Annotated in this window: 25 protein-coding genes; 6 read left to right on the top strand and 19 right to left on the bottom strand. The window is 72.3% G+C overall.

The window, feature by feature from the left end:
* Positions 1–515 precede the first annotated feature (515 nt).
* Positions 516–1,976 carry a bis-aminopropyl spermidine synthase family protein gene (locus ACFPIJ_RS60225; RefSeq protein ID WP_380128569.1) on the top strand — a complete coding sequence of 487 codons (1,461 nt, stop codon included), beginning with the start codon at positions 516–518 and terminating at the stop codon, positions 1,974–1,976.
* A gap of 301 nt (positions 1,977–2,277) precedes the next feature.
* Here ACFPIJ_RS60225 and ACFPIJ_RS60230 read toward each other — a convergent pair whose 3' ends face one another.
* Positions 2,278–2,838 (bottom strand): TetR/AcrR family transcriptional regulator, encoded by a 561-nt coding sequence (locus ACFPIJ_RS60230; RefSeq protein ID WP_380128570.1) that lies wholly within the window; start codon positions 2,836–2,838, stop codon positions 2,278–2,280.
* Positions 2,839–2,948: 110 nt separating this feature from the next.
* On the opposite strand from ACFPIJ_RS60230, the gene ACFPIJ_RS60235 reads away from it, so the two are divergent.
* Positions 2,949–5,123: a glycoside hydrolase family 3 C-terminal domain-containing protein gene (locus ACFPIJ_RS60235; protein ID WP_380128571.1), complete on the top strand. Its 2,175-nt coding sequence runs from the start codon at positions 2,949–2,951 to the stop codon at positions 5,121–5,123.
* On the opposite strand, the gene ACFPIJ_RS60240 is transcribed toward ACFPIJ_RS60235, so the two are convergent.
* Together ACFPIJ_RS60240 and ACFPIJ_RS60245 are read right to left on the bottom strand one after the other, a co-directional pair.
* Positions 5,116–5,544, bottom strand: a complete 429-nt coding sequence (locus tag ACFPIJ_RS60240) for a protein-tyrosine phosphatase family protein (protein WP_380128572.1) — start codon at positions 5,542–5,544, stop codon at positions 5,116–5,118. The two genes, ACFPIJ_RS60235 and ACFPIJ_RS60240, sit on opposite strands and share 8 nt — an antisense overlap.
* 28 nt (positions 5,545–5,572) lie before the next feature.
* Positions 5,573–7,888, bottom strand: a complete 2,316-nt coding sequence (locus ACFPIJ_RS60245; RefSeq protein WP_380128573.1) for a serine/threonine-protein kinase — start codon at positions 7,886–7,888, stop codon at positions 5,573–5,575.
* 204 nt (positions 7,889–8,092) lie between these two features.
* Here ACFPIJ_RS60245 and ACFPIJ_RS60250 point away from each other — a divergent pair, with 204 nt between their 5' ends.
* A complete protein-coding gene (locus ACFPIJ_RS60250; RefSeq protein ID WP_380128574.1) occupies positions 8,093–9,472 on the top strand; it encodes a hypothetical protein in 1,380 nt (459 codons plus the stop codon).
* Positions 9,473–9,496: 24 nt separating this feature from the next.
* On the opposite strand, the gene ACFPIJ_RS60255 is transcribed toward ACFPIJ_RS60250, so the two are convergent.
* Positions 9,497–10,105 (bottom strand): TetR/AcrR family transcriptional regulator, encoded by a 609-nt coding sequence (locus tag ACFPIJ_RS60255; protein WP_380128575.1) that lies wholly within the window; start codon positions 10,103–10,105, stop codon positions 9,497–9,499.
* A 101-nt stretch (positions 10,106–10,206) separates the two neighbouring features.
* Here ACFPIJ_RS60255 and ACFPIJ_RS60260 point away from each other — a divergent pair, with 101 nt between their 5' ends.
* Complete coding sequence (locus ACFPIJ_RS60260; protein ID WP_380128576.1) at positions 10,207–10,791, top strand: dihydrofolate reductase family protein; 585 nt, start codon at positions 10,207–10,209, stop codon at positions 10,789–10,791.
* A complete protein-coding gene (locus tag ACFPIJ_RS60265) occupies positions 10,788–12,086 on the top strand; it encodes a collagen-like triple helix repeat-containing protein (protein ID WP_380128577.1) in 1,299 nt (432 codons plus the stop codon). Before ACFPIJ_RS60260 ends, ACFPIJ_RS60265 begins: the two co-directional genes overlap by 4 nt.
* 304 nt (positions 12,087–12,390) lie before the next feature.
* Here ACFPIJ_RS60265 and ACFPIJ_RS60270 read toward each other — a convergent pair whose 3' ends face one another.
* From ACFPIJ_RS60270 to ACFPIJ_RS60335, 14 genes are all read right to left on the bottom strand, one after another.
* On the bottom strand, positions 12,391–12,705 hold the full coding sequence (locus ACFPIJ_RS60270) for a hypothetical protein (RefSeq protein WP_380128578.1): 315 nt from the start codon (positions 12,703–12,705) through the stop codon (positions 12,391–12,393).
* 42 nt (positions 12,706–12,747) lie between these two features.
* Positions 12,748–13,221, bottom strand: a complete 474-nt coding sequence (locus ACFPIJ_RS60275) for a hypothetical protein (RefSeq protein WP_380128579.1) — start codon at positions 13,219–13,221, stop codon at positions 12,748–12,750.
* The gene (locus ACFPIJ_RS60280; protein ID WP_380128580.1) at positions 13,218–13,379 is read right to left on the bottom strand and encodes a hypothetical protein; all 162 of its coding nucleotides are present in this window, start codon (positions 13,377–13,379) and stop codon (positions 13,218–13,220) included. The genes ACFPIJ_RS60275 and ACFPIJ_RS60280 overlap by 4 nt, the downstream gene beginning before the upstream one ends.
* Positions 13,380–13,399: 20 nt before the next feature.
* A complete protein-coding gene (locus tag ACFPIJ_RS60285; protein ID WP_380128581.1) occupies positions 13,400–14,197 on the bottom strand; it encodes a hypothetical protein in 798 nt (265 codons plus the stop codon).
* A 116-nt stretch (positions 14,198–14,313) separates the two neighbouring features.
* Positions 14,314–15,285: an L-histidine N(alpha)-methyltransferase gene (gene egtD / locus ACFPIJ_RS60290; RefSeq protein WP_380128985.1), complete on the bottom strand. Its 972-nt coding sequence runs from the start codon at positions 15,283–15,285 to the stop codon at positions 14,314–14,316.
* Between the two features lie 2 nt (positions 15,286–15,287).
* Positions 15,288–16,025 (bottom strand): ergothioneine biosynthesis protein EgtC, encoded by a 738-nt coding sequence (gene egtC / locus ACFPIJ_RS60295; RefSeq protein WP_380128582.1) that lies wholly within the window; start codon positions 16,023–16,025, stop codon positions 15,288–15,290.
* Positions 16,025–17,335 carry an ergothioneine biosynthesis protein EgtB gene (gene egtB / locus ACFPIJ_RS60300; RefSeq protein ID WP_380128583.1) on the bottom strand — a complete coding sequence of 437 codons (1,311 nt, stop codon included), beginning with the start codon at positions 17,333–17,335 and terminating at the stop codon, positions 16,025–16,027. The genes egtC and egtB overlap by 1 nt, the downstream gene beginning before the upstream one ends.
* Entirely contained in the window at positions 17,325–18,518 is a 1,194-nt protein-coding gene (locus tag ACFPIJ_RS60305; protein WP_380128584.1) for a glutamate-cysteine ligase family protein, read from the bottom strand. Before ACFPIJ_RS60305 ends, egtB begins: the two co-directional genes overlap by 11 nt.
* A 156-nt stretch (positions 18,519–18,674) precedes the next feature.
* Complete coding sequence (locus ACFPIJ_RS60310; protein WP_380128585.1) at positions 18,675–19,367, bottom strand: TetR/AcrR family transcriptional regulator; 693 nt, start codon at positions 19,365–19,367, stop codon at positions 18,675–18,677.
* A complete protein-coding gene (locus tag ACFPIJ_RS60315; protein WP_380128586.1) occupies positions 19,345–19,779 on the bottom strand; it encodes a thiol-disulfide oxidoreductase DCC family protein in 435 nt (144 codons plus the stop codon). The genes ACFPIJ_RS60310 and ACFPIJ_RS60315 overlap by 23 nt, the downstream gene beginning before the upstream one ends.
* Entirely contained in the window at positions 19,776–20,279 is a 504-nt protein-coding gene (locus ACFPIJ_RS60320; RefSeq protein ID WP_380128587.1) for a hypothetical protein, read from the bottom strand. Before ACFPIJ_RS60320 ends, ACFPIJ_RS60315 begins: the two co-directional genes overlap by 4 nt.
* Positions 20,280–20,359: 80 nt before the next feature.
* Entirely contained in the window at positions 20,360–21,541 is a 1,182-nt protein-coding gene (locus ACFPIJ_RS60325) for a hypothetical protein (RefSeq protein WP_380128588.1), read from the bottom strand.
* Entirely contained in the window at positions 21,534–22,025 is a 492-nt protein-coding gene (locus ACFPIJ_RS60330) for an RNA polymerase sigma factor (RefSeq protein ID WP_380128589.1), read from the bottom strand. The genes ACFPIJ_RS60325 and ACFPIJ_RS60330 overlap by 8 nt, the downstream gene beginning before the upstream one ends.
* A 40-nt stretch (positions 22,026–22,065) precedes the next feature.
* Positions 22,066–22,503 carry a DUF3307 domain-containing protein gene (locus ACFPIJ_RS60335; RefSeq protein ID WP_380128590.1) on the bottom strand — a complete coding sequence of 146 codons (438 nt, stop codon included), beginning with the start codon at positions 22,501–22,503 and terminating at the stop codon, positions 22,066–22,068.
* 201 nt (positions 22,504–22,704) lie between these two features.
* Between ACFPIJ_RS60335 and ACFPIJ_RS60340 the strand changes: the two genes are divergently transcribed.
* Positions 22,705–23,502 carry a transglutaminase-like domain-containing protein gene (locus ACFPIJ_RS60340; protein WP_380128591.1) on the top strand — a complete coding sequence of 266 codons (798 nt, stop codon included), beginning with the start codon at positions 22,705–22,707 and terminating at the stop codon, positions 23,500–23,502.
* Here the strand turns inward: ACFPIJ_RS60340 and ACFPIJ_RS60345 are convergent.
* Positions 23,499–24,812 (bottom strand): pectate lyase family protein, encoded by a 1,314-nt coding sequence (locus tag ACFPIJ_RS60345; protein ID WP_380128592.1) that lies wholly within the window; start codon positions 24,810–24,812, stop codon positions 23,499–23,501. The genes ACFPIJ_RS60340 and ACFPIJ_RS60345 overlap by 4 nt on opposite strands.
* Between the last annotated feature and the right edge of the window lie 162 nt (positions 24,813–24,974).

Here is a 24,974-nt window from a genome sequence, read left to right on the forward strand (position 1 = left end):
ATCGAGACACGCAAGAGTCAGATGCAACGGCCGGCGTGCGCGCGCCGATCGGCCAACCGCGTGCTCCATCGACTCATGGCGATTTCAGGACGATCACACAGCCGGAATCGCCGGGACAAGACTTCGCACCCTCTGCCCACCCTTGCCGCCACCCTGTACTTCGACCGTGAAACACCGCCGAAACCGTTTAACTGAATTCACCCTTCCGTCGCTGAATAACTGCAGGTCATTAACTTTTAACTCATCGATGACCTTTACCGGTCTCGCGCGGATTTGCCCGGGCCGTAGGGTTGGTGGCGATGACGCCGCCAGCCAGTCCCGAACCTTTGGACAGTCCACCGCCACCCGCCGCTGCCGTTGCCTCAAGTGGCGATGATGGTGCCTCTCGCGGCGGTGATGTTCCCTCGCACGGCGGTGACGGTGTCTTGCGTGACGGGGCTCCGCGCGGTGATGGAGCTTCGGATGGCGGCGGCGGGGCTTCGCGCGGTGATGGGGCTTCGCTCGGCGGTGGAGTGGTGCCGCTGGAGGCGGTGGCCGAGGTCGTGGCAGCGGCCGGGATCGGCGGCCGGCGGCTCCGGCAGGCCCTGACCCAGCTGGCGACGACACCGACCACACTCGACGACCTCATCCGCGAGCACGCCGTGCCCCGCCGGACGATCGAGCAACTGCTCCGCGCCGCAGGCCCCGACGTGCACACCGCACGCGACGGCACCCTGCGCCTGCCGGGCGCGTACCGGGCCCGGTTCGCCGCCCCGCAGCCGAAGCCGCTCGCCGACGCTGACCTGATCGCCGACCTGGCGCGGCTCATCGCGGATGTCCCGACCGACCGCGCCCTCGACCACGTGTCCGCGACCGCCCACACCGCCGCCCGGCGGGCCCGCTGGCTGGACGAGACGTTCGACCTGGCCGGCGCGCACCTCGTCTGCGTCGGCGATCACGACCTGACCTCGCTCGCCGTCCTCGCCGTCCGCCCCGACCTGCGGGTGACGGTCGTGGACGTCGACGAACGGCTGCTGGAGTTCATCGCGGGCGCGGCGGCGCAGCGGGGGTATGCCGTCGACTGCTGGCACGCGGACCTGCGGTTCGGGCTGCCGCCGATCGTCGCCGAGTCCGCGGACCTGGTGTTCACCGATCCGCCGTACACGCCCGAGGGGGTCCAGCTGTTCCTCGGCCGTGGCGCGCAGGCGCTACGGGACCGGGTCAACGGGCGCCTGGTCATGGCCTACGGCTTCAGCCCGCTCACGCCGGCGCTCGGGGTGAAGGTCCAGCGGGCGGTGCTCGACCTGGACCTGGCCGTCGAGGCGATCCTGCCGGCGTTCAACCGGTACCACGGTGCGCAGGCGGTCGGGTCCGCCAGCGACCTCTACGTGTGCCGGCCGACGTCGCGGACCTGGCAGGTGCTGGAGAAGCGGCTGAGCGGGGCGGCCGTCAACATGTACACCCACGGTGAGCACTCACTGGAGGGGGCCGCGGTTTCGCGCGGGCCCGCGGAGCTGCTGGCGGCGCCGGTGCGGTCGGTGCCGGACCAGATCGACCTCACCGGCGATCCCGGGCCATGGCTGTTGCGGGTGCTGCTGGCGCTCAATGCTTCTTCCCTGAGCTTACAACTCCCCAACAAATCCCCGGACCTCATCGATGCGAAGAGTCAGGCATCGCTACGCGCTGTCATAGCGGCAAAGTACACATTACGGTACCGCCGCAGCACCCCCTCGCCGAAACTGGCGATCGTGGAGGCTACGGCCGTCGAGGGCGGGACGAAGACGGCGGTGGGGTGGCTGCTCGCGCACGCGCACGGGAAGCTCGGTAACGTGCTGCGTGAGGGGCTCGTCCGCGAGCACGGCATGACAAAGAACGAGGCCAGGGCCAGGGTCGCGGAGCTCGTCGCGCCGTCGTGGCTCGACGCCCGGCTGCTCGACCTACCCCGGTACGCGATCGCCGACCTCGTCCAAGCCCTCACAAATACGCCGACCGCGTAAACGATCGATACAACCCGAGCCGCCGCCCCGGAACGACGATATTGGCGACGACACGGAAGTCGCCCCGCGGCTGGAATCCCACGAGCGGAAGGATCCCCGGGGTCAGGGCACCGGAAGTCCTTCGGCTTGTCGCGGAATCTGGCCCGGACGCCGCCGGAACCGCAGAGCGAAGCCCGCAGCGGGGCAAAACGGCGGGGCAAACGGCGCGGGGCAAACGGCGCGGGGCAAACGGCGCGGGGCAAAAACGGCGGAGCGACGCGCGCGGCAAGGCAACCGGCGATCAGGCGCCGCAAACCGGCGATCAGGGCAGCAGATCCCCGGCCGTCGACGCCCACAACTCCGGCAGGTCCAGCCCCGGAGACCGGAGCCACTGCAGCTGCAGCCCGTCCATCAAGGCGATGATCCGCCGCGCCAAGATCTCCGGCGCGTCGGTCACGTCCTTGGCGAGCGCGGTGAGGTCATCCAGGATCCGCTGCTGCCGGGCCACGAAGTAGTCGTGCGCGGGATGGTCCGGGGCGAGCGACTCCGCCTCCAGCACCGCGAACAGCCGCACGATCTCCGGCTGGCCGGCGTTGCGCCGCACCAGCGCCGTGCACAGCGCCGAGAGGGTGCGGTCGCCCGACAGCAGTGAGCTCAACGCCCGGGCGTCCTCCGCGTCGCGGTGTTCGAGGATCGCGATGAGCAGGCCGTCCTTCGACCCGACGTGGTGCAGCAGGCCCGGCACGGTGAGGCCGCACTCGGCGGCGACGTCCTGCATCGACAGGCCCCAGAAGCCGCGTTCGGCGACGAGCCGGGTGGCGGCGGTGATGATCTGCCGGCGCCGTTCGGCCGCCGGCAGGCGGGTCCGGTCATGACGTGCCATCCGTGAGCGCCCCCTCCTGTCGGTCCGGCGAACCTTGTCGGCCCGGCGAACTGAGGCTACCGTACCTAGTACTTTATAAGTACTAGGTAGCGCGAGGCAGGGACACCGCCATGGACCTTGGGGAAAAGGCAGCCGTCACCAGCGGCAGCAGCTTCTGGCGCAGCACCGCCGTCACCGGCGTGCCCGACATCATGCTCACCGACGGCCCGCACGGGGTGCGCAAGGCGCTGCCCGACACCACGGAGCTGCTCGCCAGCGAGCCGTCGACGTGCTTCCCGCCGGCGGTCGCGCTCGGCTCGACCTGGGACCCGGCGCTCGCCCGCCGGGTCGGCGAAGCCCTCGGTGACGAGGCCAGAGCCATGGACGTCCAGGTCCTGCTCGGCCCCGGCATCAACCTCAAGCGCAGCCCGCTCGGCGGCCGCAACTTCGAGTACTTCGCCGAGGACCCGCTGCTCACCGGCGTCCTCGCGGTCGAGTGGGTCAACGGCCTGCAGAGCCGCGGCGTCGGTGCGTCCCTGAAGCACTACGCGGTCAACAGCCAGGAGACCGACCGGATGCGGGTCTCCGCCGACGTCGACGAGCGCACGCTGCGCGAGATCTACCTGCGCGCGTTCCAGCGGGTTGTCACGCGGGCGAAACCGTGGACGGTCATGTGCGCGTACAACCGCGTCAACGGGGTCCTCGCCTCCCAGCACCACTGGCTGCTGACCGAGGTGCTGCGCGGCGAGTGGGGCTACGAGGGTCTCGTCGTGTCCGACTGGGGCGCGGTCGCCGACCGGGTCGAGGCGGTCCGCGCCGGCCTCGACCTCACCATGCCCGGTCCCGACCCTGACGGCGACCGGCGGCTCGTGGAAGCGGTCCGCAGTGGTGCGCTGGATGAGTCCACATTGGACACCGCCGTTTCCCGGGTTGCGGAGTTGGTACGCGTAGCGCTCGCCGCCCGTGACCCCGGCGCGACGTTCGACGCGAACGCCCATCACGCGCTTGCCCGGGAGGTGGCCGGCCGGGGCATCGTCCTGCTGAAGAACGACAACACCACGCTGCCGCTGCAAGCCGGTTGCGGGCCGATCGCGGTGCTGGGCGAATACGCGCGGACCCCCCGCTACCAGGGCGGCGGCAGCTCGCAGATCAACCCGACCAGGCTCGACAACGCGCTCGACGAGATCACCGCACTCGCGGACGGGCCGGTCACGTTCGCGCCCGGCTACGACGACGTCGACGCCGCGGTCGCCCTCGCCCGGGACGCCGCCGTCGCGATCGTGTTCGCCGGCACCGACCGCGAGACCGAGGGCGCCGACCGCGACTCGATCGACCTGCCACCGGCGCACGTCGAGCTCATCGAGCGGGTCGCGGCCGCCAACCCGCGCACCGTCGTCGTGCTGTCCAACGGCGCGGTCCTGCGCACCGGCCCGTGGGACGCGGCGGTGCCCGCGGTTGTCGAGGGCTGGCTGCTCGGTCAGGCCGGCGGCGGCGCGATCGCCGACGTCCTCTTCGGCCGGGTCAACCCGTCGGGCCGGCTCACCGAGACCATCCCGCTGCAGCTGCCCGACCACCCGTCCTACCTGGACTTCCCGGGCGAGGCCGGGCACGTGCGCTACGGCGAGGGTGTCTTCGTCGGGTACCGCGGCTTCGACGCCCGCCGGCAGCAGGTCGCGTACCCGTTCGGCCACGGCCTGTCCTACACCACGTTCGCCTACGGCGAGGCAACCGCCACGGCCACCGCCGACGGGCTCCTGGTGCGGCTCAGCGTCACCAACACCGGCGAGCGCGACGGCCGCGAGGTGGTCCAGGCGTACGTGTCGCTGCCCGGCTCCGCGGTCCGCCGCGCGCCGCGCGAGCTCAAGGCGTTCGCGAACGTGGCGGTCCCGGCCGGCGCGACCGTCGAGGTGGAGCTGGCGATCGCCCGCGACGACCTCGCCTACTGGGACACCCGCGTGTCCCGCTGGATCGTGGAGGGCGGCACGTACCAGGTGGAGATCGGCGCCTCCTCACGTGACCTACGGGTCACCGCCACGGCCGCGGTCGACGGCGACGACGCCCGGGTGCCGCTGACCGGTGAGTCGACGATCGCGGAGTGGCTGAGCGACCCGCGCGGCGCTCAGGCGCTCGGCGAGGTGTTCGCGTCCCTGGCCGCCGGCGGTGAGGCCGGCGCGATGGCCGCCACCGCCAGCAACCCCGAGATGCTGACGCTGATGGGCAGCCTGCCGCTGTCGCGGCTCGCGGTGTTCGCGGGTGAGGCGTTCAGCCCCGCCGCGATCGAGAAGCTGTCCAGCACCGTCAACTGAACCGTTTGACGAAACCACGCTGCCACGGGGTTTCGACGGCGTGCCGGGAGTAGTGCTGCCGGACATACGCGACGGCCTCGGCCGCCGGCACGCCGTCGAGGACCGCCAGGCACGCCAGGGCGGTCCCGGTGCGGCCGCGCCCGCCGCCGCACCCGAACTCGACCCGGCCGGTGCCGCACTCCACGAGTGCGGCCTGGAGGGCGTCCCGCAGCGCGTCCCGGTCCCGGGGCAGGCCGAAGTCGGGCCACCGCACCCAATGCGCCGGCCACGCCGTCGCCGCCGGTTCGCGGCCGAGCAGGTACACGCCGAGCGTCGGCACCGCCCCGTCCGGCACCGGCTTGGACAGCGGCCGCCCGCGCACGGTCCGGCCCGACGGCAACCGCAGCAGCCCCGGCGTGTCCGCCGGCCACAGCTCAGACATGTCCCCCCTCGTCACACGTTCGGGCCCGTCACACCTTCGGCCGGAAACTCGCGAACACGAGATCCAGGCTCGGCCGGGCTGCGGCCCAGTCGGCGTCGCTGGTCTGCCAGTAGAAGCCGTACGCCTGCTTCGGCGACGTGACCACCCCACGGTTGTTGACGTGCTGCCGGCCGTTGCGGGTGAACGTGAACTCCCAGTCGGCCGCCGTCACGAAGTACGGCACCGCCTGGATGTGGATCTCCGCATAGTTGGGGAAGTCCCCGCCGCCGACCCGCGCGTCACGCTGCGCCTGCCAGTCCTTCACCGGGTCCGACTTCGGCTGGTTCGTCTGGTCGATGCCGAGCACCCGCCCGTCGCCCCGGAAGTACACGATCGTACCTTCCTTCGAGCGCCGCCAGCTCGCCGGCACGTACACCGAAAACCCGCTCGGGTCCTGGTAGTCGACCCACCCCGGGGGCAGCGGCGGCAGCTGACCGGTCGCGCTCGGCGCCACCGACGGCCCCGGACCGGCCGGCTCGCTGGACGGCGCCGCGCTCGGTGACCCGGCCGGCGCGCTCGTCGCCGCGGCCGTCGTCGACTGCGCGGAGACAGCGGGCGCGGCGGTCCTGTTCTCGTCCCCGTCCGGCCAGAACGCGAGCAGCGCGACGACGACGACCACGACGAGCACGCCAGCAGCGACAGCGAGGATTTTCGCCTGGGATCCCGGTGTACGCCCACCGCCACCGACGCCGCCCACCACCCCGACGGGTGCCGCCACGGGCACACGGGGCTGCACGGGCGCCGCGACGGTCTCCGGTTCCGGTTCCGCCGTCAGCTCGGACGCCGGCGCCGGCTCGGTGGCCGACGCGTGCTCGAACGCCGATGCCTTCGCGAATGCCGGGGCAGGCACCAGTTCGGGTTCGGGCTCCGGCTCCGGCTCGGGCTCCGGCTCAGGTTCAGGCTCGGGCTCCGGCTCCGGCTCAGGTTCAGGCTCGGGCTCGGGCTCGGGCTCCGGCTCCGGCTCCGGCTCAGGTTCGGGCTCCGGCTCCGGCTCAGGTTCGGGCTCCGGCTCTGGCTCCGGCTCTGGCTCCGGCTCCGGTTCCGGCTCCGGCTCGGGTTCGGGCTCGGGCTCCGGCTCGGGCTCGGGCTCAGGTTCCGGCTCGGGTTCGGGCTCCGGTTCCGGCTCCGGTTCGGGCTCGGGTTCCGTGATCGCGGTCTGGGCGTCGACGGGGTCGATGGCCGGTGGCGGGGGCTGCTCGGTCGCGGGTGGCTCGTCCGGCGCAACCTTCTGGGCGGGGACCGGTTCGGCGGGCACTGGTCGTACCGTGGCAGCGGCCTCGACGGCGGCAACCGGCTGCACCACCGTTGCCGGGTCCTGTCGGGGCCGGGGCTGCACGACCGTCGGGGGTTCCGCCGGAGCGGGGCGCTGTGCCGGGACGGCCGGAGGTGCCGCGGGCTTCGCCGGGGCCGGGGCGGGTGCGGCCGGGGCGGGCGCGGGGGTCGAACGGCCCCAGCCGCTCAGCCACGACCGGCGGCGGCGTTCGGTGGGCGCGGTGAGGGCGGCGCGGAGCCGCTCCTCGGTCTCGGCGAATCCGGCCCGCGCCCGAGGGTCCTTGCGCAGCAGCCCGCGCAGCGCCGGCGTGAGCGGTCCGGCCCGCTGCGGGGTGTCCAGCTCATCGGACGCGAGGGCCATGAGGGTCTCCATGGCGGAGCCACGGCCGTACGGCGAGCGGCCCTCCACGGCGGCGTACAGCGTGGCGCCCAGCGACCACAGGTCCCCGGCGGCGCCGGCGGTGCCGTCCCGCGCGCGTTCGGGGGCGATGTACTCGGGGGAGCCGAGCACCAGGCCGGTGCGCGTGACGTGACCGTCACCCTCGATCCGGGCGATGCCGAAGTCGGTGAGCACGACCCGCCCGTCGTCGGCGAGCAGGACGTTGCCCGGCTTGATGTCGCGGTGGTGGACCCCGACCCGGTGCGCCGCCTGCAGCGCGGCGAGCACGGCGAGGCCGATCTCGGCGACCCGCCGCGGCGGCAGCGGCCCGTCGGCGCGCAGCGTCTGGTCGAGGGAGCGGGACGGCACGTACTCCATGACGAGCCACGGCTGCCCGTCGAACGCGAGCACGTCGTACACCCGGACCACATTCGGATGCGTCAGCCTCGCGGCCGCCCGCGCCTCCCGCAGGGTGCGCTCCATCGCGACGTCCCGCGCGCTGTCGAGCAGCTCCTGCGGCAGGATGATCTGCTTCACGGCGACGTCACGCCCGAGCGTCTCGTCGCGGGCGCGCCACACCCTGCCCATTCCGCCCGCCCCGAGTGGCTCAAAAAGGCGATATCGGTCGGCGACGAAGGCGGGCGCGGCGGTCATGCACAAAGGTGTACCCGATCGATCACCCAAGCACGCAATCGGCACACCGGACCGCCGCCCTACCGTCGCGAGGATCACCTGTGCCCCACCCGTGCAACCTTGTCGCCCCCGTGGGGATTTGCCCCGGCTGAACTGCTGACAACCAGCCTGCGCCCGGTCACCTACCGTGAGAGGACGGCGGGTTTGTACGGCTCGGAGGAATTTGTGCACCAGAACGTTGTCCACCTCGACGGCACAGCGGGAATCCTGTTCCTGGCCCTGTACGTGATCGTCGGCCTCATCACCGCCGGCGCCGGGCTCCTGCCCGGTCACGTGGCAAAGTTCCGCCTCTTGACCATCGCCGTCGGCCTGGGCCTGGCCGGCTGGGCAACCAAGGTCTTCTTCTTCGGCGGCTTCATCCTCATCGGCCTGGGCATGCTGGTGCTGCCGCTGATCTTGACGGTGACCGCGATCGTCGGCACGTACCGCTACTACCGCGCACGGCACAACTCGCTGCACATCCCGCCGCTCCGCCCGCACCCGGCGACCAGGACGTACACCGAGCGACCGTCGTTCCCCCCGGTCCCAGCATTCACCGACGCCGTCCCGGCGCCGTCCCACGCGGTGCCGCCGTTCGCCAACGCGATCCCGGCGTCATCTCACGCGGTGCCGCAGTTCGACAGCGCGGTCCCGGTGCCGTCTCACGCGGCGTCGTCTCATGCGGCGTCGTCCCACCTGCCGTCGCCGTTCGCCGACTCGGTCCCGGTGCCGTCTCATGCGGCGTCGTCCCACCTGCCGTCGCCGTTCGCCGACTCGGTCCCAGTGCCGTCTCATGCGGTGTCGTCTCACGCGGCGTCGCCGTTCGCCGACTCGGTCCTGGCGTCGACGCATGCAGTTCCGGCGTTCGCCGAGTCGGTCCCTGCGCCCTCTCACGCGGTGCCGCCGTTCGCCGACTCCGTCTCCGCGGCGACGCACGCGGTGCCGACGGGCACCACGCAGGCGCGGTTCCACGGCAATGCGATCGCCCCGCCGCCCGCGTTCCCGACACCGCCGAGGTTCGCACCACAGCCCCTGCACAACGTCCCCTCGCCTCGCCCCGCGCCGGATGGCTACGTCACCGTGCACGCGCAGTACCCCGCGAGCCACCTCCAGTCCTCACCGTCGCACCACGCGCCGCACTCGATGCCTACGTCGCAGCCCTCGACCCACGCGGAGATGACGACCAGGGCGGAATTCCCAGCGCACGCGGAGTTCCCTGCGCATGCCCAGGTCTCGCCGCATGCCCAGGTCCCGTCGCGCGCCCAGGTCCCGTCGCATGCTCAGGCTTCGTCGCACGGTCACGTCTCGACCCATACGCAAGCTCAGGCGCCCGCTGAAGGCCCCACATGGCAACCGAGCCTGACGTGGCCGCCCGACTCGTCGTGGTCGCGGGGTCCGGGCGAGGGGGAGCGTGGTGGCGTACCGCGGCAAAACGTCACACCTATGACGCCTGCGCCTGCTGTCGCGCCCCCGGTGCGGATGCCCCTTGCCCCAGTGACCGATCCTTCCCCGCTGCAGCCGTCGGCGGTCCGTGCCCGTCACCGCGCGTCCGGGGCGGCCGGCTGACCTCGCGCCGTCTCCCTGGTCGTGTCAGCCCTGGTCGACCACCTCTTTGCCGCCACTTTCTACCGGCGGGAACACCCGGTCGACCAGGCTGTCGACGAGGGCGTCCACCCCGTGCGGCCGCAGCACCTCCGGCACGGTGAGGTCGTCGACGATCAGCCCGAGCATGCCCAGGTAGAGCAGCAGCACCGAGCTGCGGTCGCCGGGCAGGCCGGCGTCGAGGTGGAATGCCACGTTCGCGTCCAGGTCCGAGGTGAAGAACCTGGTCAGACTGGGGTCGAGCTCGGGCCGCCGGGTCGCCTCCAGCCGTAACTCCAGCAGGGCCAGATGGCTGCTGCGCTCCCTGCGGGTCCGGTCGACCAGCTGGTGCATGAGCGTCTTCACGAGGTCGCGGGACGGTGTCGCCCTCATTGTTTCAGCCAGTGCCGCCGGGTCGGGTGTGAGCCGTTCGCGCACCCGGCGCATGAGCTGCTCGAGCAGGTCGGCGCGGTTGCTGAAGTAGTTGGACGTCGTGCCGGTCGGCACGCCGGCCTGCTGGTCCACCGCGCGCAGCGTCAGGCCCCGTGATCCCTCGTCGGCAAGGACCTCGATCGCGGCGTCGAGCAGTGCGGTCCGCCTGGCGGGGTTCTGACGCATGGCACTCCTTCGTGGGCGGCCCGGTTGACACCACTGCAATCACAGTACTACGTTCAAACCACTCCATTCACAGTACCTCAAATGAAATGAGTGGCAAAGCCATGCGAAAGCTGATCTACCTCGTGGCCGTCACGCTGGACGGTTTCATCGCCGGACCTGACGCGCAGGCCGACTTCTTCGGCTTCGACGGTGACTCGGCGGCGGCCGTGCTCGCCGACTGGCCGGAGACCATGCCCACGCACCTGCGGGGCCCGCTGGGCCTGGAAGGCGTCGCCAACCGGCGGTTCGACACGGTCGTGATGGGCCGTGGCACCTATGAGCCGGCGATGGCCGTGGGCATCACCAGTCCGTATCGACATATGGAGCAGTTCGTGTTCTCCAGGACGCTCGCCGACCTCGACCCAGGCGTCACGTTCGTGGGCGGGGACACCGACCCCGCCGCGTTCGTCCATGACCTCAAGCGGCGCGACGGCCTCGACATCTGGCTGTGCGGCGGCGGACAACTCGCCGCGCAACTGGTCGACGAGATCGACGAGCTCGTCCTCAAGGTCAACCCGATGGTCATCGGCGCCGGGGTGCCGCTGTTCGCCGGCCCGTTCCGGCCGACACCGTTCCGCCGGGCCGACACGCGTACGTTCGACACGGGCGTTTCGATCGTGACGTACGAGCGAGTGGAGGCAGCGTGATCCGTGCCACGACACACGACGACATCGACCGGGTCGCAGCGGTCGACGTCGATGAGCCGATCGGCTGGATCGGTGCCGAGCGCTTCCGGGCCGACTACGCCGAGCGGATGTACCGCCCGGAGTGGACCTGGATCGCCGAGCACGACGGCCGGATCGTCGCCCGTGCCCTGTGGTGGGGCCTGTCCGACGGCATGCATCCGCTCGCACTCGACTGCCTCAGCGTCGACCCGTCCGTGCCGGACCGGGTGGCACTCGCGACCGAACTGCTCGCGGCGGGCATGTCGGCGTTCGGCGCGCCGGTGCCCCCGCAGTACAACGTGTCGTTGACCGCGGGCTGGCGGGACGACCCCGCGACGGTTGCCGCGATCGGATGGCGGCGGGCAGCGGCGCACGCCGTCGGGCTGACCGACGAGGTGGAGCGCCTGCGGTTCGAGTGGACGCCTGGCTCAGTCGGGATGCCTGGCTCGGCGGGGATGCCTGGCTCGGCGGGGATGCCTGGCTCGGCGGGGATGCCTGGCTCGGCGGGGATGCCTGGCTCGGCGGGGATGCCTGGCTCGGCGGGGATGCCTGGCTCGGCGGGGATGCCTGGCTCAGTGGGGATGCCTGGCTCAGTGGGGATGCCTGGCTCAGTGGGGATGCCTGGCTCAGTGGGGATGCCTGGCTCAGTGGGGATGCCTGGCTCAGTGGGGACGCCTGGCTCAGTGGGGACGCCTGGCTTGGCCGGGATGCCGGACCCGGTCGCGTCGTCTGATGCCGAGACGTCGGGGGACTCGGCGGGTTCGATGGTGGCGGCCGGTGTCGTGGGGGAGTCCGACGTGGGCGGGCGTCTGGTGTTCGAGGAGGCGGCCGACGAGGAGTTTCTCGAGGTGTTCCGCCGGGTCGCGCAGGGCAGCCTCGACGCGCAGACGCGGCGGAACGTGGCATTGGACGGTGTCGAAGCGACCGCCCGGGCCGAGATGGACTTCTATCTCGGGTGTCCGGGGGAGCGGTCGTGGTGGCGGATCGCGACGACACCGGACGGGGAGCTCGTGGGTCTCGTGGTGCCGTCGGCGACGCCGTACCACCGCAACGTGGGCTACCTCGGCGTGGTGCCCGAGATGCGGGGGCGCGGCCATGTCGACGAGATCCTCGCCGAGATCACCCGGTTCCACGCCGCCGACGGGGCGCAGGTGATCACCGCAACCACGGACGCGGCCAACGCACCGATGGCCGCGGCGTTCAGCCGGGCCGGGTATCGCACCACCGAGATCCGGATGGTCTACACCGCCCCACCCGTGGTGGTGGCAGACAGCTGATCGCCAACCGTGAGAGGTGGAATCCGCCGAGGTCCTCGCATCGCCGCCGGCCGCTCGGTCGTGATCACGGAAACGACTGATAGGTGCGGGGCGCCACGGCAGTTCCGTGGTCGCGGCGGCGGCACCGGATGCAATGGGGCGTCAGCAAGTCGCAGGGACCAGGAAGACATCCGGGACGTGGTGGGTGCGCGGGGTCAGGTTCTGCGGAGCCAGGCCCGGGCGCGCCAGGTGCGGTGCAGCCTGGCGCGGAGGCACCATGGCCGGCGGTGAGCGCCGTGCCGGCGTGGGTGGCGCGACGTGACCATCAGTCGCCCAGCGCGTCGGGCCACTTGATCGGGCACGCGACGACGCCCGTGGTGCCGACGCCCATGGTGCCGACGCCCGTGGTGCCGACGCCCGTGGTGCCGGCCAGGCCGGTCGGTGGGAGCGGGGCGCCGGCGCCGGTCCGTGGGGCGGCAGGAAGCAGCCCGGTGGGACGAAGCAGCCCGGCGGGACGAAGCAGCCCGGCGGGAACGGCGGGGGCGGCGGGAACGGCGGGGGCGGCGGGGGCGGCGGGAACGGCGGGGACGATGAGTGCGGCGACCTGGGTGGCCGGGCGCAGCGAGCGGAACGGGTGCATCGAGGACTCCTTCAACGAGAGGGAACAGGCAGTGGGGACAGGTCAGCCGGGAGCCAGCACGTGGGCGAAGCGGGGTGACAGTCCCGCCGCGTCGGAGTGGCTCTTCAGGAGGGGGACGAGGGTGCCGTACGTGGGCAGGCCCAGCGTCCGGGACAGCATCCGCAGGGTGCGGCGGGCCGGGTCCGTGACCGCGGTCTGGCAGCCGAGGAGCCGGACCGCCACCACGTCGTGGCGGTCCAGGATCCCGTCGGTGGCGAGGCCGGCGAAGAAGCGGGCCACGTTGCGGTCGAGCATGTCGATCGGGGTGCGGCCGAGCCGCAGCAGACGGTGCCCGCGGGTCGAGTGGCCGATCAGGTCCAGGTACACGGGGCCCGGCGGCCAGGCGGCGGTGGTCAGGACGGCACGCAGGTCGCTGAGCGAGGCCGCGTGGTGCAACGTCACGCACCGTGGGATCCGGCCGGCGAAGAACGAGCCGGCGCAGTCGGGGGATGCGACGTTCAGGGAGGGGGTCGTCAATCGCCCAGCGCAACCGGGTACTTGATGACGCCCAGCGAACCTGAGCGGGCCGAGGTGGTGAGGGAGCCGGCGATGCGGCCCGGGCCGGCCCACGGCGGGAGTTTCGGGGTGATCGCGCCGACGGGAACGGTCGTGTGCAGCGAACGGTGCAGTGACATGTGGAACCCCTTTACGAGTGCTACGAATACGAAGGGACATGGCCGGCGATCAGGAACAGGGCTCCCCGGGTGACGTCCCCGCCGACCGTGGTGAGGCTTTCCGGGCCCGCGTCGCAATGCTCCGGTGAGGCGAGGTCGAGCCACATCGTGACCGGTGATGCCGCAGGGTCGGTGGAGCGGCCCGGCGGGTACACCGCCACCCGGGCGAGGGATCCCCGCTGGTCGAGGATCTCGGCGCAGTGGCCGGCGTACCGGTTTCCGGCCCGAGGGTCATCGGTGCCGGGCCAGTAGACGACAGACTGCCGTTCGTACAGTGCGCCGGCGAAGCCGCCGGAGCCAGCAGAGCCGGCAGAGCCGCCGGAGTCGTCAGAGCCGCCGGAGCCCGCAGAGCCGCCGGAGCCGGCAGAGCCGCCGGAGCCGCCGGAGCCGGCAGAGCCGCCGGAGCCGCCGGAGCCGGCAGAGCCGCCGGAGTCGTCAGAGCCGGCAAGGACGGCCGGGCGGAGTGACGGCGGCAGGCGGTCGATGAACGCCGTGGCCAGGTACACGGCGCCGGTGAGGTGCAGTTCAGGCCACGCCGGGCCGAGGGTCGAGCCGCCGGTGTCGCCGCCGGGGCCGCTGAAGCAGTCATCGACGTCGACGTCCGTCCAGCTGATCTCGTTGGCTGCGGCGGCGGCCGGGGCACGGGCGAGGTCCACGCTGATCAGTCTGGCCGGGTCGAAGTCGTGTTCGACCGGTTCGCTGGTCCAGAACGCGCAGCGGGTCACGCCGTCGATCCTGGCGAGGAACGCCGGCGTGCCGACGAAGACGGTCCGGGTCATGTGGAACAGGGTGCGGCGGCAGGCTGAAACGACGCTGACGCGCCCCTGACGCCGCACCCGAAAAGCAAGAACCCCGAAAAGGCAAGGAACCCCGAAAAACAAGAAACCCCGAAAATCTACGCCGCGACCGCCAGTGCCAGCGCGAACCGGCCCGCCTGGTCGGTCCACCAGTGGCGCAGCCCGAAGCCGGCCGCCGCCAGTTCCGCGGTCAGCCCGTCCTGGCGGAACTTGGCCGAGACCTCGGTGCGCAGTTCCTCGCCGGCGGCGAAGTCGACCGTCAGGTCCAGGTCGCCGACCCGGACCCGTTGCGCGGTGCGGGCCCGCAGCCGCATCTCGATCCATTCGTTGGCCGGGTCCCAGACGGCGACGTGCTCGAAGGCGGAGACGTCGAAGTCGGCGTCGAGGGTGCGGTTGAGCACGTGCAGGACGTTGCGGTTGAACTCGGCCGTGACGCCGGCGGCGTCGTCGTATGCGGGGACCAGCACCGACGGCGACTTCACCAGGTCGGCGCCGAGCAGGAACCATTCGCCGGTGGAGAGGCGGTCGCGCAGCGCGGCGAGGAAGGGCGCCCGTTCCGACGGGGTGAAGTTGCCGATGGTGCCGCCGAGGAACGCGACGAGCCGGTCGCCGTTGTCGGGCAGGGCCTCCAGGTGGTTGACGAAGTCGGCGACGATGCCGCGCACGTGCAGGTCCGGGTACTCCACCCGCAGCGTGGCGACGGCGTCGCGCAGCGCGGAGGCGGACACGTCGAGCGGGGCGAAGGAGCCGAGGGTGCCGGCGTCGCGGAGGGCGTCGAGCAGCAGCCGGGTCTTCTCCGAGGAGCCGGAGCCGAGCTCGACGAGGGTCTTCGCGCCGGTGATCCGGGCGATGACCGCGGCCTGTGAAACCAGGATCTCCCGTTCGGCGCGGGTCGGGTAGTACTCGGGCAGGCGGGTGATCTCCTCGAACAGTTCGCTGCCGCGGGCGTCGTAGAAGTACTTCGGCGGCAGGGTCTTCGGGGTGGCGGTGAGTCCGGCGCGGGCATCCAGCTCCAGCGCGGCGGTGAGATCGGTGTCGAGCAGGAACACGTCGAGGTCGGGATCCGACAGTGTCACGAGAAAACACCTTCCGAGATGTGCACCGCGGACGGGTCCGCGACGAGCAGCGAACGTTCAGGGACGGGTCGCCAGCCGGGGTCGTCGTCGATCGGTTCGGACGCGACCAGCACGCTGTCGGCGGTGGACAGCACGGACAGCGCGTGGCCGTGCACGGTGGCGGCGATCGAATGGCCGTCGGTGAGCAGCAGGTTGAGCCGGGACCCGGGGGCAGCGGCGGCCACCAGGGACACGACCGAGGACAACGCGTCGGCGAGGGAGGCTCCGGTGCGCAGCCGCGCCCGCACGAGCGCCCACAGCAGCGCGCTGTCCGTCGGCGCGTCCAGGGTGATCAGGTCGCGGACCGGCAGCTCGGCGGCGACCCCGGCCACGCTGTCGGGCCACCCGTCGACGCGGCCGTTGTGGGAGAACAGCCACGGGCCGTCGTGGAACGGCGCCGCGGCGGACTCGGTGACGGGCATGCCGACGGTGGCGGAGCGCACCGCGGCCAGGACCGCACCCGAGGACGTCGCCGCCGCCAGCAACGGCAGCGACGGGTCGCTCCACAGTGGACGCGCGGACCGGTACACCACCGGAACCGGGAACCAGCCCAGCCCGAAGCCGTCGGCGTTGATGGTGCCGCCGCCCCGCATGTCGCGAGGTGCCCACGACTGGTGGGCCAGGCCGTGCGGTGCGTCGAACAGCAGCCGCGACAGCGGGACCGGCGGCCCCAGGTACGCCAGGTGACGGCACACTAGGCGAGCTCCGACGGCGACACCGAGCGGGCGGTGCGGAAGCCGCTGAAGATCTGCCGGCGGATCGGGTGGTCCCAGTTGCGGAACGTGCCCCGGCACGCGGCCCGGTCGGTGCCGAACGACCCGCCGCGCAGCATCTTGTAGTCGCCGCCGAAGAACACCTCGGAGTACTCCCGGTAGGGGAACGCGCTGAACCCGGGGTAGGGCAGGAAGTCGCTGTCGATCCATTCCCAGACGTCACCGATGAGCTGGTGGACGCCGAGCGGGGAGGCCCCGGCCGGGTAGGCGCCGACGGGTGCCGGGGTCAGATGCCGCTGGCCGAGGTTGGCGTGCCGCGACGTGGGATCGTCGTCGCCCCAGGGGTACCGGCGGGAACGGCCCGTCGCCGGGTCGTGCCGGGCCGCTTTCTCCCACTCGGCCTCGGTGGGCAGGCGCCGGCCGGCCCAGGTGGCGTAGGCCTTCGCCTCGTGGAAGCAGACGTGCACGACCGGCGCGTCGGGCACGATCGGCGCGGTGCGGCCGAAGGTGGTGGCGTGCCACTCGCCGCCGTCACGGGTCCAGTGCAGTGGCGCCTCGAGGCCGGCGGAGACGCGGTGCTGCCAGCCCGCCGGGGTCCAGAAGCGCTCGTCGTCGTAGCCGCCGGCGTCGATGAACGCCGCGTACTGGGCGTTGGTGACGGGGGCGGCGTCGATGGAGTACGCGGGCACGTCGACCCGGTGCGCCGGGCGCTCGTTGTCCAGGGCCCACGCCTCGGTCGACGTGCCCATGTCGAACGGGCCGGCGGGGATGAGCACCTCACCGCCGACCGGGGTCAGCGACGCCGGCGGCGGGTCCGCGGACAGGACCGGCAGCCCGGCCCGCAGCTGGTGGGTGGCCAGCATCGTCTCGTCGTGCTGCTGCTCGTGCTGCACGATCATCCCGAACGCGAACCCGTCCTGGACGAGCCGGCGGGAAGGATCCGGCGCGGCGGGCAGGCGGTCGACGACGTCGAGGACCTTGTCCCGGACGGTCGCCACGTAGGCGCGGGCCTCCGCCGGGTTGAGCAACGGCAGCTGCGGCCGGTCCCGGCGGGCGTGCTGGAACGCGTCGTAGAGATGGTCGATGTCCTGCCGGACCGGTTCGCGGCCGCCGACGTCCCGGACGAGCCACAGCTCCTCCTGGTTGCCGATGTGCGCCAGGTCCCACACCAGGGGCGACATCAGCGGTGAGTGCTGCCGGACGAGGTCGGCGTCGTCGACGGCGTCGGTGAGGACTGCGGAGCGGCGCCGGGTCCGCTCCAGTTCGGTCGCTACCTGCTCCCTAATACCCATTGCGGGTGCTCCCTTCGATGACGTCCTGCAGCAGTGCGGCGGGCAGGTCGAGCCGGTCCAGGGCCAGATCACGGACCGCGGTCGCGGCCTTGGCGAGGGCGGGATCGGCCATGCCGAGGCGGGCCGCGAGGGCCCACTGACCGGCGACCGGCGCGCACAGCTCACGCACCCGGTCGATGGTCGGCTCGTCGGCGACCAGCGCGGTGAGGACCGCCGCCGGCGCGAACCAGTCCGGGCCGCGCAGCGTGTCGAGGTAGCGCACCTCGAGGTAGCCGCGGGGCCGCACCGGCGGGAACAGCGTGCTCAGGTGGTAGTCCAGATCCGCGTAGGTGGGCGGATCGGCCAGGACCCCGTCGATCCAGTCGGCGAACGTGACGCCGGCCGGTGCGGTCCACGGGCCGTCGTCGCGGCGGACGCACAGCAGTTGCGCGTCCAGTGCGTAGCGGGCCCACTCCAGCGCCGGGTCGTCGCCGAGCGGGACCTGCCGGGTCCGGGACGGGTCCATCGCCAGCCAGGTGCGCATGCGGGCCGACGCCCAGCCGGTGTCGTGCCCGGCGTGCTGCCGCGAGTTGGCGAACAGGGCGATCAGCGGCGGTCCGAGGTCGTGCAGGGCCGCCCAGCGCGACGGCGGGCCCGCGTCGAGGCAGACCTGCAGGCCGGCGGTGCTGCACATCATGGTGCGGCCGGCGCCGTTGCGCCGCGCGAACGCGGACGCCATCGCGTCGTAGCGGGGGGTGGAGAGCATCCGCCGCGGTGACCGGTGCGGGTCGATGCCGGTGCCGCCGAGCTCCAGGCCGACCCGGCCGAGCCGCTCGGTGAGCTCCGCGAGGTCCGCGCCGACGGCGTCGTGCAGGTCCGTCAGGGACCGCTGCGGGACGGTGGATAACTCCACCTGGCCACCCGGCTCGAGGGTGACGGCCGACCCGCGCCGCAGCGGCAGGTTCGCCGAGCCGGTGCGCAGGGTGGGCGGTGCGTGGTCGCCGAGCGCCTGACACATTCGATCGGGATCGATATATGTCGTTGGATCGACACTGGCGTGGACGGTGTACTCAAGCTCGACGCCGACCGTTTCCGGTGGACCGGTTTTGAAGCAGATCGATGCAATGTAGCCCTCGGCCTGCTCGATTCCAGAGATCACCGCATCGGGGTCGACGGCCGTGCGGTCGATGCGCAAGGTCGCCATGCGAGCCGACGCTACCCGAGGATCTGGCGGTCGGCGAATGTTCACAGTGAACAAACGATTACCGATCCATTACGAACACCCGTTCGAACTGGGCGAACGGTTCCTGGTCACGAGCTGTGGAAATACCCGGCCGGGTGACGGTCCACACCTGCGATCTCAGCGCAGCAGCCGGTACAGGCTGAGGATCTCCCGCATGACGGGCTTGAATACCCTGAAACGGGACATTCCGGCCAGGCGGTCGATGAGTGGCACGGCCCGCTCGACCAGCAGGCGGGTTTTCGCCTGACCGGGTGAGGTGTCGTGCACCCAGTACAGCGTCACGCCCATCTGCGCGAGCCACAGCAGCTCCGGCAGCTCGGCCCGCAGCTCGGGGTCGATCTTCGTGGTGGCGCCGTCCACCACGGAGCGGAACATCCGCACCGAGCGCTCCCGGGCCGGTGCCGAGTCGGCGCTGAACGGGCTCAGCGGCGAGCCCGGCTCGGCGGCCGTCTTGAAGAACGACCCGGCGAAGCCGTGGTAGGGCGCCATCACGTCGACCCCGGTGAGCATCGCGGCGCGCAGCCGGTCCACGAACGTCCCCGGGGACGCGAGCGCCTGCTGGCAGGCGTCGGCGTGGGCGTCCTGCACGGTCGTGTAGAACGCCTGGACCAGGTGACCCTTGGACGGGAAGTAGTAGTAGGCGTTGCCGACGGACACCCCGGCGGCCGCGGCGATCGCCCGCATCGTGGTCTTGTCGTAGCCCTGCTCGCCGAACAGCCGGACCGCGGTGTCCACGATCAGCCGCCGGGTCTGCTCGCCTTTCGCAGTCGACTCGCCGGCCGTGGTCTCAGACGTCGCAGGTTCCACCACAGTCCGAACCATATCCCTGCTCAGATCCCGGCCCAGATCCCGGCTCAGCCGTGACCGGCCCGGCGGACAACCCGGCGCGGCGCACGGCCGCCGCCGCCGCGACCATCCGCCGCGCCGTCGGGCGCAGCTCCGGGCGGGACAGGCGCGCCGCCAGCCCCCGATAGCCGTCCAGCGCCCACAGGCAGATGATCCAGGCGCCGTCACCGGTGTAGACGCCGCCGTCGTCGGCGACCACGGTGATGTCCGCGAGGGTCTCGGCCGGATCGAGCGCCGGATACCGGCGGCGCGCCTCGTCCGAACCCGCCGGCACGAACTCCAGCGGGACGAGCTGGGCCCGCGACGCGAGCCACGTCCGTGCCGTGCGGCACAGCCCGCAGCCCGCGTCGTAGAGCACGGTGAGCCGGGTGATCACTGCGGCGGCTGGGGTTCGCCGTCGGGCTGGGCGGGGGCGGGCGGCGCCGGCTTCGGGTACCCGTGCGGTGCGGGCCGCGGCGGCATCGGCGGCATCGGATACGGCGGGTAGCCGGCGGGGATCATCCGCGCGGGCGGCACCGGCGGCGGCAGCTGGTCGAGCAGCCGCCGCCGGCGGAACCGGCTCAGCACGAACAGGTTGAAGAAGTGCACCCCGCCGAGGACGAGCAGCACCAGGCCGAGCTTCCAGGCGAGGGCCTCCATCGCCGAGCTGCCGTCCGGCAGCGCCTGGCCGATCTTCAGTGCCACCGCGACATAGCCGAGGTTGAGCAGGTAGAAGCCGACGACGAGGAGATGGTTGACGGACTTGGCGAGGCGTTCGTCGGCGAACGCGTCGTCGAGGAACACCTGCCCGTTCTTGAGCAGCGTCCGCGCCACCCAGACGGTGAGGACGATGCTCACCGCCAGGTAGATCAGATACGTGCCGAGCTTGAGGTCCATGACCGGCGCCCTTCTTGAACGTGTTCAACTACGACCCACGGTAGACCCGTTCTTGAACATGTTCAATTGTGCTCCGGGTCTCAGGTGTACCGGACCCAGCCGCCGCCGACCGTCCCCACCGTCACCGGACCGTCCTTGTGTCGCGGGTCGTAGATGAGCACCGACCCGTCGGCGAGCCGCCCGATCCAGGACTGGACGGGCGCCGGCACCGCGAGCGGTTCGACGCCCCCGGCGGACCAGACCAGCAGCCCGTCGCGCGTGAGGACCAGCAACCGGCCGCCACCGACCGGGACGATCCCGTGCGGCAGTCCCAGGGGCGGTGGCGCGGCCTGGGCGATCACCTTGCCGGCCGACAGCAGCGCCAGGTGGCCGTCCAGGAATCCCGTGTACCAGATGTCGCCGCGGTCCGCCGACGGCAACAGGTACGTCCAGCCCGGCTCCTCCCGCACGTCCTGCCAGCTCGTGCCGTCGGCGGAGTACACGAGCAGGGCCCGGCCGCTGACCTGCTCCCGCTCCAGCAGCGCCCACAGGGACCGGGTCGGGGTCCGGACCACATCCCGGATGCGGGTGCCCGCCCGGACCGGCGCGACCCCGACGTCCCCGACCCCGTCCACCATCAGCCGGCCGCCGGCCGTGGTGAACCGGTCCGTCGCCGCCGGGGCCAGCTCCGGGGCCGGGTTCCTGGCCGCGTACCCCGCGACGTCCTCGCGGGTCCAGGTGGCGCCCGCGTCGGCGGTGGTCCAGTAGATCTTCGAGAAGCTGTACAGCGTGATCCGCTCGAAGTCGGACGCGACCAGGCCCCACTCCGGGGTCGTGCCATCGGGGTCGCGCATGTCCGGCAGCGGCCGCGCCTGCCAGGTCCGGCCCCCGTCGGCGGTGCGGCCCAGCCGCGGGTCGCAGCTGCCGGCGGCGGTGCAGTTGCGGTAGAACACCCAGCCGTGCTGCTGGTCGGCGAAGCGGACGTGGTGCGGGCCGCTCGCGCCGGCGAGCACCACCGGCCGCTCGACGAACGAGAACCCGGCCGGCGTGGGCGAAGGCGTGGGCGCCGGGGTCGGGACCGGCGTCGCGTCGTGCCGCCCGGCGGTGCGCAGCGCAGCGCCGCCGGAGACGGTGAGGACCGCCACCACCGCCCCGACCAGCCACACCCGCAGTCGCCGGCGCCGCGGTCGCCGTGGCAACGCGTGCAGCGGCAGCGGCCGGAACGTGCCGGCCGCGCTCTCGGCGAACCGGGCGAACTCCTCCTCGACCCGCGATTCACGCATGCCACACCTCCCGGTCCAGTTCGGCGGCGAGCGCCGCCCGGCCACGGCTCAGCCACGAGCGCACGGTGCCCTCGGCGACGCCCTCCTGCTCGGCGATCTCGACCGCGGTCAACTGCCCGAGGTGACGCAGGACCAGCGCGCGCCGCTGCGCCGGCGGCAGCTTCGCCAGGGCGTCGAGCAGCACGACGCGGTCCGGGGTCGGGCCCTGCACCGGGTCCGGGATCCGCTGGCGCTGCAGGAACCGCGTCGCGCTGCGCAACCGGCGCAGCCGGCTGGTGGCGAGGTTCCACGCCACGTGCCGCACCCACGCGGCCGGGTCGGCGTACCGCGACACCGCCGGCCACCGTTCCAGGGCGCGGCAGAACGCCTCCTGCGTCAGGTCCTGCGCCTCGGCGTGGTCGCCGAGGTAGGCGTAGAGCTGCACCGCGACCCTGGCGAACCGGGTCCGGTACAGCTCCGCGAAATCGTCCGGTGGGGCTGGCATGCCGGTATCACGCGCGGCCCCGCCGGAGTGTTGCACGCCGTTACAGGCCGGCGATGAGCAGCGCCGAGACCAGCAGCGACGCCTGGTGCAGGGCCTGGTCGGCGACGTACATGCCGCAGACCGGGCTGGTCGTGTCGGCGAACTGCGGGGATCCGGTCGCCCGCAGCACCGCCCGCACCGGCCAGCGGCGGTCCAGCAGCCCGTGCGTCACCGCGGAGAACGCCACCCCGGCGGTGACCCCGGCCACGGACAGCGGCAGCCGCAGCACCGCGCAGGTCAGCAGCAGCGCCACGGTGATCGTCAGGTGGTAGGTCAGGAGGTGCCCGGCGAGGGCACGCCAGCCGGCCCGGCCGGGGGTGGCCTTGTGGGTGGCCTGCCGGTCCGTCTGCGCCACGTGATCACCGAGGGAGTGCCCGACGAGCAGGACCGCCAGGGTCACCACGAAAACGACAGACCGGGTCAGCGTGTCATAGGACATGATAGAAGCGCTCCTCACGGGGAGCAGCGGGACGGTTCGGTCTTGGAGGATGGGACCGTCCCGCCGCATCGACATTGATGGAGCCGCCATCATGCGCACGGTTCGGCGCCGAGTTCTACGTCGAACGTTGCAGAACACATGTGTCGTGAGTCGCGTGCCCCACGTGATGCGCGCGGGGGCCCGGGTGGGTATGAACGGTGCATGGTAGACGCGCACGTCGGCAGCACCCTGGAGTTCCAGGTGCAGGAGACCGCTGAGGTACAGCTGATGATCGCCGTCTGCCCACGCCCCGGCGTGACGGTCGACGAGACGTTCGACGTCCGGCTCGACGGCGTCCCCATCGAGGTCAGGCCGGTCGCGGGCGGGCACTACCTGATCGCCGGGCCGGGCCTGCTGCGGGTCGACTACACCGCCGCGGTCACCGTGCGCCGCGGCGCGCCGGAGCGGCTGGACCTGGGCCAGCGCATCGCCGCGACCCGGCCCAGCCGCTACTGCCCGTCCGACCGGCTGGCCGGGTTCGCCGCGCGGGAGTTCCAGCGGTTCGCGCCGTCGCACGCCGACACCGTCGCCGGGATCGTCGACTACGTGCACCGGCACACCCGCTACGAGGCCGGCACGTCGACCGGCACGACGGACGCGACGGAGACGCTGCTGTCCGGCGCCGGGGTCTGCCGCGACTTCGCCCACCTGGTGGCGACCCTCGCCAGGTCCGTCAACATCCCGGCGCGCGCCGCCGCGGTCTACGCGCCGGGCCTGTCACCGATGGACTTCCACGCCGTCGTCGAGGTCGCCGTCGACGGCGAATGGCGGGTCGTCGACGCGACCGGTCTCGCGCCGCGGCAGAGCCTGATCCGCATCGCGACCGGCGCCGACGCCGCGGAGACCGCGTTCGCCAGCGTCCTGACCGGCGCGGCGGACCTCACGTTCCTGGAGGTGCGCGCCGTGACCGCCGGCGACCTTCCGACCGACGACGGTCACGGTGTCGTGCACCTGCCTTAGAATCCCAGCTTGCCGGCGCCCGCCTTGGCGGTGACCAGGGCCGGGACCGCGGTGGCCGGGTCGGGTGCGGCGGCGCGCAGGGTGGGGACCCAGGTCGTGGCCGGCAGGTCCGGCTCGTGGGTGGCGTTGTACTCCGCGACCAGGTTCACCGATGACACCGGGCCGGTGCCGATCCGGGTGGCCGTGCCGAGCTCGGTGATGGCGCCCGGCGCGGTGCCGCGCCAGTCGTACACGACGGCATCGAGCGGAAGGTCGGCGCTGCGCAACAGGAAGTTGTTCTCGGCGTGGACCGAGGCGTAGACGCCGACGCCCCACGAGTAGCTGTAGCTGTCCTCGTCGGTCGCGTAGAAGTAGTTGGAGTACACGTCGACCTGGCCGAAGCGGACCCGCGGCACGCGCTGGCCGACGTTGGCGAACCGGTTGTGGTGGATGGTGACCCGCAGCTTGCCGACGTCGGCGCCGACGGTGTTGGACGAGCCGATGAGCATCGTCTTGTCGTGGTCGAAGAAATTGTTCCACGAGATCGTGACGAGGTCCGCGGCGCGGATGACGTCCAGGGCGCCGTCGTGCACCTGGTAGGGGCGGCCGAAGTACTGCGGCTGGGTGTCGTCGGTGTTGTTGCCGTCGCTGAAGTTGTTGTGGTCGGCCCAGACGTGGGTGGCGCCGGTGACGGTCACGGTGTCGTAGAGGGAGTTCCAGTTGCCCAGCGCGCCGTCGGTCGGGTCCCAGGCGGGGAAGCAGTCGTGGGCGTCCTCGAGGCGCAGGTTGCGCAGGATGACGTTGTCGACCTTGTCGATGAGCAGGTTGGCGCCGGTGATCTTCGAGCCGCCGAGGCCGACGATCGTGGTGTTGCCGCCGACCTTGATGTTGACCCGCAGGCCCTGGTTCTTCGCCGACCGCACCCGGGCGTCCTCGAGGGGACCGGTGGGCTTCGTGGCGCGGCCCCAGACGGCGGGGTCGTAGGCGGCGAGGAACGCGTCCAGGCTGTACGCGGGGTCGGCGTAGTCGGCGCAGCTGTATCCGGCGTTGGCGTCGATCCCGCCGGACACGAAGACGATCTTCGGGGTGTCGCCGGCGACCGCGGCGGCCAGTTCGTCGCGGGTGCGGACGGTGAAGACGTGCCCGGCGTCGGCGGCGGACCCGCCGGTGGTGCCGGTGGTGTCCGACGCCCAGCCGTCACCGGCGGGCAGCGTCTGGCGGGCCAATGCAAGGGCGGCCGGGGGCGTGCCGGCCGCGGAGGCGCTGACGGCCGCGCCGGCGAGCAGGGCCGCGCCGGCGAGAGCGGCGGCCACGACGGTGGTCTTGCGCATGCAGACTCCAAAAGAGGCGAGGAAAGCGCATTCCTAGCGCCAAAGTCCCACTCGGGACCGAACGGAGTCAATGCTCTGCGTTTGCAGGAAAGTTGCAGGCTGTTCCTAGCTCCGGAGCTTCGCCGGCGGTTCCGTGGGGGGCTGCGCCTCCCCACACCCCCC

Origin of the sequence: Dactylosporangium cerinum (genome assembly GCF_042653625.1) — a bacterium.
Classification (GTDB): domain Bacteria; phylum Actinomycetota; class Actinomycetes; order Mycobacteriales; family Micromonosporaceae; genus Dactylosporangium; species Dactylosporangium cerinum.